This window comes from Paenibacillus dendrobii (assembly GCF_009807035.1).
GTDB classification, from domain to species: Bacteria; Bacillota; Bacilli; order Paenibacillales; family Paenibacillaceae; genus Paenibacillus_AQ; species Paenibacillus_AQ dendrobii.
The window spans coordinates 203,384-217,679 of the sequence record NZ_WUBI01000005.1; the positions used below are offsets into that span (position 1 = coordinate 203,384).

The following is a 14,296-nucleotide window of genomic DNA, read 5'->3' on the forward strand; positions in this document are numbered from 1 at the left end:
ATGCCTTACAACTCTTCCGGAAGTTTATCGTCCGGACCGGGACTGAAGATTCTGCGGAATACGCTGAGCATCGACAATGCATAAGCGACGGTAATAAAGCTAAAACAAATTTCCATGATGACGGCCAGTCTGGAGGTGCTGTCTACAGGAGCGATATCGCCATAACCCACAGTAACGAAGGTTGCCACGCTAAAATATAAGAAGGATATGAGCTGGCTCAGCAGGTCATTGCCGATATTATTTCCATCAAACGTATGATGCCCGAACAGCTTGTAGATGGATGTATAGATGATGGTGAAAAAGAAGACACAAGTCAGCGCGGCCGTACTGATCCGGATCAGCAGCGTCTTCATGTACACCTTCTTCTTCTTTAATACCGACTCCGCGATCCGGTTGAATATATACAGCACGTAAAAGATGACGGATACGAGACAAAACAGCAGGATAAGCGCCCTCATCCCCCCATTTCCGGGTACGATGGTCATCAGGTCAATCAGTCCGAACAAGTCCTCCAGCGATACCAGCACATAGATGATTATCGGTGCTAACAGTACGGCTTTGCTCGTCCATTTCTTCTCCAGGCTGTAGAAAATATACATCAGTACAATCAAACCGGATACATTGATAATCCACATCCACCATGACATGACGAGCACGCTCCCGCATATTACCGGTATCGCCGGTTTACTACTAAAGCGATCCGTAATCTTCGATTTGGGTCTATTAATAAGGCCTTAATTCTGATTACCCCGGCACAGCCTTTTAAACGCAGCCTTCGAAATATTCGGCATATCCCACACCGCCATTCACTCCTCTCCAGAATTCCAGAAAAAAGAGCCTCCGCTTCCGCAGCTGCGCGCTGCGATGACGGAGGCTCTTTCATATCTAGGCTTAGCGTTACACGCTCAACCATTTTTTGAACAAATGCTTGGTCGTTTGCTTGTTGATTTCGGCAATGGAAGTCGTCAGCGGGATGCCTTTCGGACAAGAGCGTACGCAGTTCTGCGAGTTACCGCAGCCTTCGATACCGCCATCCTCCATCAATGCATCCAGACGCTCTTCGGCGTTCATTTCGCCCGTTGGATGGGCATTGAACAGACGAACTTGTGAAATGGATGCAGGACCGATAAAGTCGGACTTGTCATTGACGTTCGGACAAGCTTCAAGACAAACGCCGCAAGTCATGCACTTGGAGAGCTCATAAGCCCATTGACGCTTTTTCTCTGGCATACGCGGACCAGGTCCCAGATCATACGTACCGTCGATCGGAACCCACGCTTTAACGCGCTTGAGCGCATTAAACATCCGGCTGCGGTCGATGATAAGGTCGCGGACAACCGGGAAAGTTCTCATCGGCTGTACGCGGATCGGTTGTTCCAATTTATCGATCAAAGCGGCGCAAGCCTGGCGCGGTTTGCCGTTGATGACCATGGAACACGCTCCGCAGACCTCCTCGAGACAGTTCGACTCCCAGCACACTGGTGCTACTTTTTCACCCTTGTTATTCTGCGGGTTACGCTGAATTTCCATCAGGGCGCTGATTACGTTCATACCCGGGCGATAAGGAAGCTCGAACTCCTCAACATATGATGCAGCGTCCGGGCTGTCCTGACGGGTAATGATAAACTTCACTGTTTTGGTAGAAGCAGTTTGTTCCGCCATGTCTAATCCCCCTTCTTACTTCTCTTTGGAATAGTCGCGGATCCGCGGCGGGATCAACGAAACGTCAACCGGTTCATAAGAAATTTCCGGACCATCAGGCGTCCAAGTCGCTTTGGTGGTTTTCAGGAATTCTTCATCGTTGCGATCCGGGAATTCCGGCTTGTAATGCGCACCGCGGCTCTCATTGCGCAGCAGCGCTCCGAGCGTCATGGCTTCGGCAAGCTCAAGCATGTTCCATAACTGACGCGTAAAGGACGCACCCGGATTGTTCCAGCGCGATTTATCGTTAATGTTAATGTTCTTGTAGCGCTGCTTCATGTCTTTGATTTTGCCGATCGTTTGCTCCAGCTTGTCGTTGTAGCGAACAACCGTCATGTTGGCATTCATCATTTCGCCGAGCTCTTTATGGATGCCGTACGCGTTCTCGTTGCCATCCATTTTGAGAATGTTCTCGTATTTGTCATCCTGCTGCTTTTTATATCTTTCGAACACACTCGACGATACGTCGGCAGCGGATTTCTTAAGTCCTTTGATATATTCGACTGCTTTTGGACCGGCTACCATGCCGCCATAAATAGCGGATACGAGCGAGTTCGCGCCCAAACGGTTCGCGCCGTGGTATTGGTAATCACATTCACCTGCAGCAAACAATCCCGGAATATTCGTCATTTGGTTGTAATCGACCCACATGCCGCCCATGGAATAATGCACAGCAGGGAAGATTTTCATTGGGATTTTACGAGGATCGTCGCCGACGAATTTTTCGTAAATTTCGATGATGCCGCCAAGCTTAACGTCCAGTTCCTTCGGATCTTTATGCGACAGATCGAGATAAACCATGTTCTCGCCGTTGACGCCGAGCCCTTGGTTCACGCACACGTCATGAATTTCGCGTGTCGCGATATCCCGCGGAACAAGGTTGCCGTAAGCCGGATATTTCTCTTCAAGGAAATACCAAGGCTTGCCGTCTTTGTACGTCCAGATCCGTCCGCCTTCGCCGCGTGCGGATTCGGACATCAGGCGCAGCTTGTCATCCCCTGGAATAGCCGTCGGGTGGATCTGGATGAATTCGCCGTTCGCGTAATGAACGCCCTGCTGGTAAACCGCGCTTGCTGCCGTACCCGTATTGATGACCGAGTTGGTCGTTCTGCCGAAAACGATGCCTGGGCCTCCGCTTGCGAGAATAACTGCATCCGCAGCAAACGTATGGACTTCCATCGTACGCAGATCCTGCGCGCAAATGCCGCGGCATACGCCATCGTCATCGATTACGGCGGACAGGAATTCCCAATGCTCATGCTTCGTAACAAGTCCTTCCGCCTCATGGCGGCGTACCTGCTCATCCAATGCATACAGCAGCTGCTGGCCTGTCGTTGCGCCCGCATATGCCGTACGGTGATGCTTTGTTCCGCCGAAACGACGGAAGTCGAGCAGACCCTCTGGAGTCCGGTTGAACATAACGCCCATACGGTCCATCAAGTGAATGATGCCTGGAGCCGCTTCGCACATTGCTTTTACCGGAGGCTGGTTGGCAAGGAAATCGCCGCCATATACGGTATCGTCAAAATGGATCCAAGGGGAGTCGCCTTCACCTTTGGTGTTAACAGCTCCGTTAATTCCGCCTTGCGCACAAACGGAGTGCGATCTTTTTACAGGTACCAAAGAAAACAAGTGAACATGGACGCCGGCTTCTGCTGATTTGATGGTTGCCATCAGACCAGCCAGACCGCCGCCCACGATAATAATATTATTTGTTGCCATGCACGCTCACTCTCCTTAACTAAGAACTGACTTCACTGTATCAAGCAATACCGTTGCTTCCTGGAATTCCGCTCTGCGGAATGCAACCATGGACAGCACCAGAATCAGGGCCACCAGAACAAACAGCGTCATGCAGATGTATGAAGATACACGCTGCGCGCGCGGTCCGACCGTGATGCCCCAGCTGACGAAGAAGGACCACAGACCATTGGCGAAGTGAAAGGATGCGGATACAACGCCGATGAGGTACAAGATAAACAGACCCGGCTGGATCATGATGTTATGCATCACGCTGCCCAGTTCTTCATGCGTTACATGACCGAGTGCCAGCTGTATACGAGTCTCATACACGTGCCAGATGATGTAGACAAAGGTAATCACACCCGTAATCCGCTGGAACAGATAACGCCAGTTGCGTGAATACTGGAAGCGTCCGTTATTCGGCTTGGCCTGGTAGGCAATGTACAAACCGAAAACGCCATGGTAAATCAGCGGAAGATAGATCAACACCCACTCAAGCAGAGTAATGAGCGGAAGATCGTTGATCAATTTTACACCGGCGTTAAAACGCGCGGGACCTCCCTCAAATGCGCCAAAATTCGTCAGCGCATGCTCAATGAAAAACAAGCCGAGCGGAATGACTCCAAGAAGCGAATGCAGCTTTCTGGAATAATAACCATTCATAGATTGACGTGCCCCTTTCTCACTATACAACGTTTTCAAAATTCATTTTTCGACATTTCACAGCCGTTCTCCTATCAAGTGTGAACAACTTGTGGCATATTTCATGTTACTCTTTTTTTTCTTATAATGGAATTGCAATATAATTATTAATCGTTATAATCTAGATGCATAAGTATAAACTTGCAGTGATCTATTTAACAAATCGAAAGAGAAGGTGAAACCGAATGTTCGAGGACTTGGACGTATTCGCCACCATTGTTGAGCAGTCCAGCCTCAATAAAGCATCCAAGCTGCTCAATTTATCACAGCCCGCCCTATCCCGTAAAATCTCCAAGCTCGAGGATGAGCTCGGCGTCAGTCTGTTCAACCGGCGCGGCAAAAGACTTGAACTGACCGCTTTCGGACAAACTGCGTATAATTTCGCCCTCGAACAGCGGCAGCAGAAGCTTAAATTCATGCAGATGATTGCTAAGTATAAAGGAGATGACCAAATCTCCGTAACGCTCGGAGCCAGCCTGACAACGCTGCAGACGACACTGCCGCCGCTGGTAACCGCCTTCATGGAAAAGCATCCGACTGCCGAGCTGAAGCTCATCACAGGCAAAACGCATGAAATCGTATCCGCTGTCCGCGACAAAAAGCTCGATGCCGGCATCGTTGCTTCCTCCATCGAGGAACCCGGGCTGCGCTGTACCACCCTATTCGACGATCATCTGGAGCTCGTTCTTCCCAAGAACCATCCGCTTGTTGAGCAGGAAGGTGTAAGCATGGACATGCTTCACGGACTCCCCATGATTATATTCTCAACGGGAACATGGTATCGTAAACTTACCGATGACCTTTTTCATCGTGCAGGTGTCGTCCCGGACATCAGAATGGAGATGGATTCATTTGAAGCCATCGTGCGTCTACTGCCTGCCTGCAAGGCCGCTGCACTGCTGCCCAAATCCTATTTGCGCAGCCAGCTGCTGGACGATAATGATCTCATTATCATTCACATACCTGCATTAAAAGAAACCCGGCGCACCACCTCGCTGATTTATTCGGAAAACGGAGGATTGAGTGCCGGGGCTAAACGATGGATTGAGGAAACCAGGGCCATATTCGGACAATATGTTCATCAGCATGATTCATAAATTCTCCAAGCTAAGCAATCTTCCTGGAGAATGGGCATACTGCTATATTATTTCTTGCAATGAATCTAAAGATACCGTACCGATGAACAAGAATCACTTTCTAGCAAAAACAAAGCTGCCCCTCAAAGTAGTTATGTCTACATCGAAGGGCCGTTTTCATATTTAGGGATGATAGTTTAAGGATCGATGCCATTACTTTTCATCGGCTGATCCAGCAGCCGCAGTAGTGGAGGCGACGGGCTTAATCTCCAGTCCCAGTTTGCGCGCAACGAGTCCGGTGGTGCTGGCCTGAAGCAGGATCGTCAGCATTATCGCCATAAAAGTCACCGCTGAAATCGTGCCCGCATGCGCGAGCCCCATTCCGGCAATCATTCCTGACAAAGCAGCGGGGATCACCCCGGTTTCACGTACCCACATCATAAACAGCAGCTCGCGCCATGACCACTTCACCTTGCGGTCTGGCAGCGCGCACAGCAGGACAGTTAACGGGCGGGCAATAAACATCAGCACCAGTACCGCCGCAAGACTCGGCCAGAAGTAATCGCCGAGGGAGCGGAAATCCACCTGGCTGCCCAGCAGAATGAAGATCAGCATCCTCATCATAACGCTGGTATTATCCGCGAAGGTCCCTGTCTCCTCCAACTTGTCGTCCATGGACAACCCCATCGTATCCGCATTCCCCCAGATCAATCCGGCTACAAAGGTCGCCATAAATCCGCTGACATGAAGCGTGTCTCCTATTAAATAGGAAGAAAGTGCGACAACGATCATGGCAATCGTCGTATAATCTTTCAATACGCCAAGCCGGAAATGAGCTACCAAGTAAGTAAGTACGATCGAAACGACAGCTCCCACGATGATGCCGCCGACGGCGGTTTTGACAAAGTCCCAGGCCATGGTTCCGATCTGCAGCGACTTGCCGCCTGTTACTGCTGCCAGCAGTGCAAAGGTTAGGATAGAGCCGGTAGCGTCATTAAACGCCGATTCGCTTTCTACCGTCTCTCTTACCCGCTCTTTGATTTTAACCTGTTTAAAGACCGGAATAATGGACGCCGGATCCGTCGAAGCAATAACCGCTGCCGCCAGAAAGGACAAAATCCAATCCAGTCCGAACAAAAAATGAACGGCTGCGCCCACAACACCTGTCGTGATAATCACGCCGGGGACACTTAGCAGTGAAAGAGTTATCCATACCTTTTTCAGTCCGCTCAGCCTGAGGTTTCTTCCGCCATCGAACAAAATTAGCGCTGAACCTACGGTCAGAATCAGCTGATTGATCAGCGAGCTGCTAGCGGTGTTAATGAGGTGAAGACCCCTGCCGAGCACCATGCCGGCAATAATAAATACAGCAACGTCAGGCAATCGGAGCCAGGATGCAAGTCGTCCGGACAGCATCCCGACGGTAATAATGAATAGCAGCAGGATTAAAATATGATGAATGATTTCGGTAGTCGAGGATTCCATGGCTGATCACTTCCCGCTCTTGCTTACATTAACGGCTTCGCTCTCGAATTGGTCGATATTCGCATTTGAACCGATGATGACCATAATATCCCCTGAATGAAGTTGATCCATCGCTGTCGGGGCAACTATTATTTTGCCTTCACGATGTAGAGCCACGATACTGCAGCCGAATTTCGCGCGGGTGTTGACCTCGCTTAAGGTTTTTCCGTTCAGGGATTCAGGTACCGTCATTTCGACGATGCTGTATTCCTTAGAAAGTTCGATATAATCGAGCAGATTCGGCGTAACGAGCTGATGGGCCACACGGATCCCCATGTCCCTTTCCGGAAAAATCACCCGGTCCACGCCAAGCTTGCCCAGCGCGCGTCCATGCAAGATCGATATCGCTTTGGCCACAACGGTGCGAACCCCAAGATCCTTCAGCAAAATCGCCGCAAGAATGCTCATTTGGATATCATCGCCAATGGCCACGATACCGCAGTCGAAATTGCGGATCCCGAGCGATTTCAGAACCTCCTCATCCGTGGCGTCCGCCACAACCGCATGAGTCAGATATTCGCTCATATTGCTGACTACTTCTTCATTTTTGTCAATGCCAAGCACCTCATACCCTAGATCGATCAGCTCCAGCGCAAGACTCGAACCGAAACGCCCCAGACCGATGACAACAAACTGCTGTGTTTTCATTTCTCCCCTGATGCTCCTTATATAATTAAATTTCTGTTATATATATCTACCCGATAATAATTTTCCCTTCGGGATGGCGATACAATTCCTTGCCCTTCTTTGGCCCCAGCGCGTACGCCAGCGTAAGAGGTCCTAACCGCCCGGCAAACATGGTGAGACTGATCAGAATCTTGCCGACCAGCGTTAAGTGCGGAGTAAGCCCCAAGGTCAGTCCGACCGTTCCGAAGGCAGAAGTTGTTTCATATAGAATGGTCAAGAAGTTGCTATCTTCGGTCGTTGATAACACCATGGACACCCCTACCACCAAAAACAAAGCCAGGAAGGTAATCGTCAAAGCCTTGAAAATACGTTCCTGGGCGAGCCGGTAGCGGAAAAGCACAATATCATCGCGACCGCGAATCATTGCCAATACGGCGCCGACCAAGATTGTAAAGGTTGTCGTTTTGATGCCGCCGCCCGTCGATCCCGGCGATGCACCGATAAACATCAATATAACCATAAAAAATTGGGAAGCCTGCCGCATCCCGGCCAAATCCAGCGTGTTTGCCCCCGCCGTACGCGGCGTAACCGACTGGAAGAACGAAGCCAGGATCTTGCCTCCCCAATTTAAGGATCCCAGCGTTTTCGGATTCGTGAACTCGAAGATAAAAATAACTACCGCACCGACAATGATCAGCGCCCCCGTCATGGAAAGCACCACTTTGGAATGCAGTGACAGCTTGCGGTTTTTGCGGAAATCCACCAGGTCTGACAAGACGATAAAGCCGATGCCTCCCGAAACAATCAGGAACATCACAACGATGTTCACGAGAGGATCGTATACATAACCCGTCAGGCTGTTAAAATGGCCGAAAAGATCAAATCCAGCATTATTAAACATCGACACCCCGTGAAAGATCCCGAAATAGATCGCCCGGCCGACCGGCATGTCAAATGACCAGCGGACAGCAAACAGAATAGCGCCGCAGGCTTCAATAACAAGTGAAAAAATCAGTACCTTGCGGATCAGGCGCACGATGCCTTCCATTGTGTTCTGGTTCATCGCTTCCTGCAGAATCAGACGGTCACGCAATGAAATTCGGCGTTTTAAGGCCAAAGAGAACAAGGTAGCCATCGTCATGAAGCCCAGACCGCCGACCTGAATCAACAGCATGATCACGACTTGTCCAAAAGTACTGAAGAACGTGCCTGTATCTTTGACGACCAAACCGGTTACACATGTTGCCGAGGTAGCCGTGAATAATGCATCAATAAAACGAAGCGGCTTGCCCGTTGTATTGGAAATCGGCAACGAGAGAAGTATGGAACCGATCAGGATAATCCCGGCGAACCCCAGGACGAGAATTTGCGGGGGAGCCAATCGAAACCACTTGAATTTAGCCGTCAACATAGTCACCTCTACTCAAAAAAGTCAAAATAAAAAAAGCATCGGAAATCCAATGCCTTTCGGTTTGGGCTCCTGCTGCATAGCGCCTACGAGGTTAGCTGACGGATTCGGGCATGCACAGGTTGCCCTATTCGCTCATTGCAAGCGAAATTCACCCCTAAATAATGGTTCCCCCGTTTTCGAACGGAAATTCGGCGTACGTATTTAATATTCAATTGCATCAAAATTATAATCCTAATTGTTTTACATCACAAAGCCATTTTTTGAATAAAAACCTTGAAATACAGCCTGATTACATCACAATTCCCATAAAAGTCTGCCATTCTCTCGCGTTTACAAAACTTTTCCTTGGTTTTCATCAATTTTTCATGCAAAAGCTCATGAAACTGGCTTTAGGTAGACATCGTATGCTATGTTTACGTTTATAATATGTATATAACCACAATATAACCATGTTAAAGGGGGGCAACCCATGAATCCCGTCGGACAACCACTCCACCTCAAGGCCAATTATAAAAGGCTGGGAGTGTTCGCGGTCATCGGTCTTGTTCTATTCATTCTGTTCCAGGTCCTGCCTTCTACCGCTTCGGAAACGCTGGAGCAGCAGAACACAAAGGTCATCAGCAAGGAGCAGGCTCAGAGCGCAGCCGTGACGTTCGCTCAAAATACCCTTCATCTACAGATCGACCTGAGTAAGGATGCGCTGGTTACCTATCAGTCCAGCTCCGATTTGTACGGATATTTATCCAAGGAAAAGCTGCTGGACAAATACAACAAAACATATGAAAAGAACTATCCTTATGACGTTTTCCGTGTTCGCTTGACCGAGCAGGGAGATAACGGGCATACCAGTGTCGACGTACATATGAATTCAGGCAAAGCGGTTGCTTTTTCCATCACGCCGCAGTATTCGAATTATGCGGCTGCGATGGCAGTAACGAATAAAGAGACGCGTAACAATAAGCTCCGGATTGTGGAGGGCGACATCAAGCTGGAGGATAAGGAACAGCTTGCCGAGCCTTGGCTCGAACAGCTTGGCTACGATCCTGATCAACTGAAGGTTTCCACCGGTGCCAACGACGCAGGACTTGTGTATACCGATCCAAACCAATCGATCGGGGGCTCGAATCTCCAGTTGAAATTCACCTTTGAGGACGGAGCGATTCATTCCTTCCAGCCTGCCTTCTCCATTCCAGATGCGCATACGTCCTATGTAGACAAGGAAACTTCGTTAGCCAGATGGCTCACGATTCTGGGGTATGGACTGTTTACTTTTGTGCTTGGCGTGCTTGCCATTGTGTACAGCGCGATAACCAGGCAGCATACCTCTTTTAAGAGGGGGATATTCCTAAGCGTTTTTTATTTCGCGGTAGCCACGTTCAGCACCTATAATATGCGGCCCTCGCTTGAAGCAGAGGGGCTTTCCGGCTTGGCATTTACCATCGGCATGATCGTTCAAACGTTTTTTAATCTCGTCATGGCTGCCCTCCTGTACTTCTCTCTGGTCGGCGGAGACGGGCTATGGCGCAAAACGGGCTCAAATGCCTGGGCACGGGTTAAAGAACCCGGATACGGACCTTACGTGCTTCACAGCATGTATACCGGATATCTTTGGGCATTTATCCTGATGGGTGTGCAATCCGTCATTTACATTGTGCTCGATAAAACGATTCACAGCTGGTCGACGACCGATGCGACCCAATCGCCTTACAATATGCTGTACCCTTGGCTGCTGCCGATTATGGCCTGGATGGCCGGCATTTCCGAGGAGGCAGTGTATCGTTTATTCGGGATTCCGATGCTCAAGAAGCTCGTACGAAATACCTTTGTGGCCTGTCTGATTCCCACGCTGATTTGGGCGCTCGGGCATACCCTTTATCCGATTTATCCGGTCTATACGCGGCCGATTGAGCTGACGGTGATCGGACTTATTTTCAGCTTTATCTTCCTGAAGCACGGCTATATAGCCGTCATGTTCAGCCACGTCGTCTTCGACAGCGTCCTCATGAGCTTCAGCCTGTTTGCCCTAGGGGACGTGCCGGACATCCTGGCAGGCATCGTCACCATTATCATGCCGGCGGTCGTCGCCTACCTTGTTTATTGGTTTAATCGCAAAAAGAAAAAGGAGCCATATGTCATGACTCCTCATCCTGAAGGGCTGCAATAATCTGCTTGGCAAGCTTATCACCTATAGAAAGAGGCCGGAAATCATCGATGCTGGCCTCTTTTATTTTTTTCAGGGATCCGAAATGCTTGAGCAGCAGCTTGCGCCGTTTCTCTCCAATGCCTGGAATCGAATCCAGTTTCGACACCACCATGGACTTGCCCCGTTGTTCCCGGTGAAAGGTGATTGCAAAGCGGTGAACCTCATCCTGAATCCGCTGCAAAAGATAGAACTCCTGGCTGTCGCGCGGCAGGTTCACTGGTTCGGCCGGGTCGCCAACCATCAGCTGCGCGGTTCTATGCTTCACGTCCTTGACCAATCCGCATACCGGAATAAACAAACCCAGCTCATTCTCCAGTACATCCACAGCCGCGGAGATTTGGCCTTTGCCTCCATCCACGACAATCAAATCGGGCATCTCAAGATTCTCCTTGAGAACGCGCTCGTAGCGACGGCGGATTACCTCCCGCATGGTTCCATAATCATCCGGTCCCTGAACCGACCTTACTTTATATTTGCGGTATTCCTTCTTATCCGGCTTTCCGTCAATAAACACGACCATGGCGGAAACGGGATTGGTTCCCTGGATATTGGAGTTATCGAAAGCTTCGATCCGGTGTAGATGCTCAATGCCAATGGATTGTCCCAGACTGGACGCCGCCTTGAGGGTTCTTTCTTCATCCCTTTCGATCAGTCTGAACTTCTCATCCAAGGACACCTTCGCATTTTCGATTGCCATCCCTACCATTTGCCGCTTCATGCCGCGCTGCGGTACCAGAACCTTAATGCCAAGCCATTCCTGAAGGGAAGAGGCTGCTCCGGCTGCATCGAGGATATCTGCACCATCCGCCTCTCCGTCAGCCTTTTCCTCCTCCGCATCCTTGGGCATTTCCGGCAGCAGGATCTCCTGTGGCAGCGCAGGATTATCGCTGTAATACTGGGTCACGAACGTCATGAAATCGCTGTAGGCCTCGCCATAGAAAGGAAAAGCCGAAGCGTGCCGCTGCACCATCTTCCCCTGTCGCATATACAGGATCTGTACGCACATCCAGCCTTTGTCCACGGAAAATCCGAGAACATCCCGATCCCTGGAATCTGCGGTCGTAATCTTCTGCTTCTCCATAATTGCATCAATGTTCATGATTTGATCGCGAAGTTCTTTAGCCCGTTCAAAATATAGCTCCTCGGCGGCCTCTTCCATCTTTCGCTGAAGCTCCTTCTTGATCTCCTCATGACCGCCGCTCAAGAATGATGTAATTTCTTGCGTAATCCGATCATACTCTGTTTGTTGGACTTCTTTTTCGCAAGGAGCTAGGCATTGACCCATATGGTAATAAAGGCAGACCTCTTTCGGCATCACGCCGCATTTGCGTAAGGGGTACATGCGGTCGAGCAGCTTTTTGGTTTGCTGGGCCGCATAGGCGTTTGGATAAGGGCCAAAATATTTGGCTTTATCCTTCAGGACCCTTCGGGTCACCTCAAGCCGCGGATGCGGTTCATTCGTGATTTTTATATATGGAAATGTCTTGTCATCCTTGAGCAGGACATTATATCTCGGTTGATGCGTTTTAATCAGATTACATTCCAGAATGAGTGCTTCAATGTTGCTGCCAGTAACGATGTATTCAAAATCCCGGATGTCCGTAACAAGCCGCTGCGTTTTCCCGTCATGACTGCCGGTAAAATAAGAACGAACACGGTTTTTCAGCACCTTGGCCTTGCCGACGTAAATAATTTTCCCTGCCGTATTCTTCATCAAATAACATCCGGGCAGATCCGGGAGAAGCGCGAGTTTGTGGCGTATATTTTCTATGGCCTTTTCGTAATCCTGTCGTGTTTCACTCATTTCGTCCATTGGTTTTCCTCCTCCCGAGACTGCAGCCTGATATCGCAATAAAAATTTCCGCTAAAGGCGGTCTGGCTTCTGTGGAATTTCTTCGATCAATATTTTTATTTAGATATCAGAATGCATCACTTCACAGTAAACTCTCCCTGATATCGCAATAAAAATCTCCGCTAAAGGCGGTCTGGCTTCTATGGAATTTCTTCGATCAATATTTTTATTTAGATATCAGAATGCATCACTTCACAGAAAACTCTCCCTGATATCGCAATAAAAATCTCCGCTAAAAGCGGTCTGGCTTCTATGGAGTTTCTTCGATCAATATTTTTATTTAGATATCAGAATGCATCACTTCACAGAAAACTCTCCCTGATATCGCAATAAAAATCTCCGCTAAAAGCGGTCTGGCTTCTATGGAGTTTCTTCGACTAATATTTTTATTATATGTGTAATCCGTCAAAATCCAAAGAGCGATTTATAATTGGAGAGGACTCATCGCAGCGAACAAAGCGCCTCCGGAAATCCGGAGGCGCATCATATGATGGATCGTGAATTGCTTGATTATTGATGTTTGGCAATGACGTTCTTCAGGTTTTCCTTGGAATTCAGACCTACCACTTTATCAACCGGTTGGCCGTCTTTGAAGAAGATCAGTGTCGGAATACTCATCACGCCGAAACGGGAAGCCGTTTCCGGATTTTCATCCACGTTCAATTTGGCAATTTTCAAGGAATCGCCCATCTCATTGGAGAGGTCATCCAAAATCGGAGCAATCATTTTGCAAGGACCGCACCATGGCGCCCAGAAGTCAACCAATACTGTACCTTGACCTTCAATTTCAGCATTAAAGGATTGGTCAGTTACATTCACAATAGCCATAAAATTTTTCCTCCTTATTAAACAGCTGAATTTCATCAAACTGATATGTCTTTGCGGACAGTTTAAGTATACCACATTTTTTCTGAAAATGTGAAATCCTTAATTACAGATCATGTGTATGAATCTGCCAAAAGTGTGAAACTGATGGTTGTACACTGTCCGAAGATTCAGTCTCCATGAATTAAATTAAACGGATTTAGTCAGGCTTAAACGGATGTCGCCATTCATAGCCTTTTCCTGGGCGCTCATGCCGGAAAAGTCCGTTCAATCTCTATAAAGTATTCACCATATATTCTTTACAAATTCTTTGGAAATTGGGTATACTAATGTTAACTCGGGTTTCTCTGTCAATGACCTTGCTCATTTACATAAAGTGAAACCATCCTGAGGAGGCATTGTAATCATGGATGCAAACGTTCACGCTAACGATCCGCGGAAACACGTAAACGAAGAGCCGCGCAATGACTTGATGGACCTCATGAATGGCTTTGGAGGCATGGCTTTGCTCATGACTCTCATCTTCGCCGTCATGGTCATCATTAAGTTTGTTATCTCCGGCTAACAAGCTCGAAGATGAGCTGAAGTACAAAAAGCCTGGCCTTTCGCCTCTTTCGGCAGAAGGTCAGGCT

Annotated in this window: 12 protein-coding genes and 1 riboswitch; of the genes, 3 read left to right on the top strand and 9 right to left on the bottom strand. The window is 48.8% G+C overall.

Annotation, left to right across the window (positions count from 1 at the left end):
* Positions 1–5: 5 nt before the first annotated feature.
* From GRF59_RS25115 to GRF59_RS25130, 4 genes are all read right to left on the bottom strand, one after another.
* Positions 6–647: an ion channel gene (locus GRF59_RS25115; protein WP_160500477.1), complete on the bottom strand. Its 642-nt coding sequence runs from the start codon at positions 645–647 to the stop codon at positions 6–8.
* A gap of 250 nt (positions 648–897) precedes the next feature.
* The gene (gene sdhB, locus GRF59_RS25120) at positions 898–1,662 is read right to left on the bottom strand and encodes a succinate dehydrogenase iron-sulfur subunit (RefSeq protein ID WP_160500478.1); all 765 of its coding nucleotides are present in this window, start codon (positions 1,660–1,662) and stop codon (positions 898–900) included.
* Between the two features lie 15 nt (positions 1,663–1,677).
* Entirely contained in the window at positions 1,678–3,423 is a 1,746-nt protein-coding gene (sdhA, locus tag GRF59_RS25125; RefSeq protein ID WP_160500479.1) for a succinate dehydrogenase flavoprotein subunit, read from the bottom strand.
* A 15-nt stretch (positions 3,424–3,438) separates the two neighbouring features.
* On the bottom strand, positions 3,439–4,107 hold the full coding sequence (locus GRF59_RS25130; protein WP_160500480.1) for a succinate dehydrogenase cytochrome b558 subunit: 669 nt from the start codon (positions 4,105–4,107) through the stop codon (positions 3,439–3,441).
* Between the two features lie 224 nt (positions 4,108–4,331).
* Between GRF59_RS25130 and GRF59_RS25135 the strand changes: the two genes are divergently transcribed.
* Entirely contained in the window at positions 4,332–5,243 is a 912-nt protein-coding gene (locus GRF59_RS25135) for a LysR family transcriptional regulator (RefSeq protein ID WP_160500481.1), read from the top strand.
* A 192-nt stretch (positions 5,244–5,435) separates the two neighbouring features.
* Here GRF59_RS25135 and GRF59_RS25140 read toward each other — a convergent pair whose 3' ends face one another.
* From GRF59_RS25140 to GRF59_RS25150, 3 genes are read right to left on the bottom strand one after another with little or no spacing between them, the layout of a single operon-like run.
* Entirely contained in the window at positions 5,436–6,707 is a 1,272-nt protein-coding gene (locus tag GRF59_RS25140; protein WP_160500482.1) for a cation:proton antiporter, read from the bottom strand.
* A 6-nt stretch (positions 6,708–6,713) separates the two neighbouring features.
* The gene (locus tag GRF59_RS25145) at positions 6,714–7,394 is read right to left on the bottom strand and encodes a potassium channel family protein (RefSeq protein ID WP_160500483.1); all 681 of its coding nucleotides are present in this window, start codon (positions 7,392–7,394) and stop codon (positions 6,714–6,716) included.
* Between the two features lie 46 nt (positions 7,395–7,440).
* A complete protein-coding gene (locus GRF59_RS25150) occupies positions 7,441–8,781 on the bottom strand; it encodes a TrkH family potassium uptake protein (RefSeq protein WP_237392042.1) in 1,341 nt (446 codons plus the stop codon).
* Positions 8,782–8,849: 68 nt separating this feature from the next.
* Positions 8,850–8,988, bottom strand: a riboswitch (cyclic di-AMP (ydaO/yuaA leader).
* Between the two features lie 265 nt (positions 8,989–9,253).
* Between GRF59_RS25150 and GRF59_RS25155 the strand changes: the two genes are divergently transcribed.
* Positions 9,254–10,948 carry a CPBP family intramembrane glutamic endopeptidase gene (locus GRF59_RS25155; RefSeq protein WP_160500485.1) on the top strand — a complete coding sequence of 565 codons (1,695 nt, stop codon included), beginning with the start codon at positions 9,254–9,256 and terminating at the stop codon, positions 10,946–10,948.
* Here GRF59_RS25155 and uvrC read toward each other — a convergent pair.
* Both uvrC and trxA read right to left on the bottom strand, forming a co-directional pair.
* A complete protein-coding gene (gene uvrC, locus GRF59_RS25160; RefSeq protein ID WP_160500486.1) occupies positions 10,917–12,800 on the bottom strand; it encodes an excinuclease ABC subunit UvrC in 1,884 nt (627 codons plus the stop codon). The two genes, GRF59_RS25155 and uvrC, sit on opposite strands and share 32 nt — an antisense overlap.
* Positions 12,801–13,349: 549 nt before the next feature.
* On the bottom strand, positions 13,350–13,667 hold the full coding sequence (gene trxA / locus GRF59_RS25165; protein WP_160500487.1) for a thioredoxin: 318 nt from the start codon (positions 13,665–13,667) through the stop codon (positions 13,350–13,352).
* Between the two features lie 403 nt (positions 13,668–14,070).
* Between trxA and GRF59_RS25170 the strand changes: the two genes are divergently transcribed.
* Positions 14,071–14,229 carry a YqzM family protein gene (locus GRF59_RS25170; RefSeq protein WP_127605276.1) on the top strand — a complete coding sequence of 53 codons (159 nt, stop codon included), beginning with the start codon at positions 14,071–14,073 and terminating at the stop codon, positions 14,227–14,229.
* The last annotated feature ends 67 nt before the right edge of the window (positions 14,230–14,296 follow it).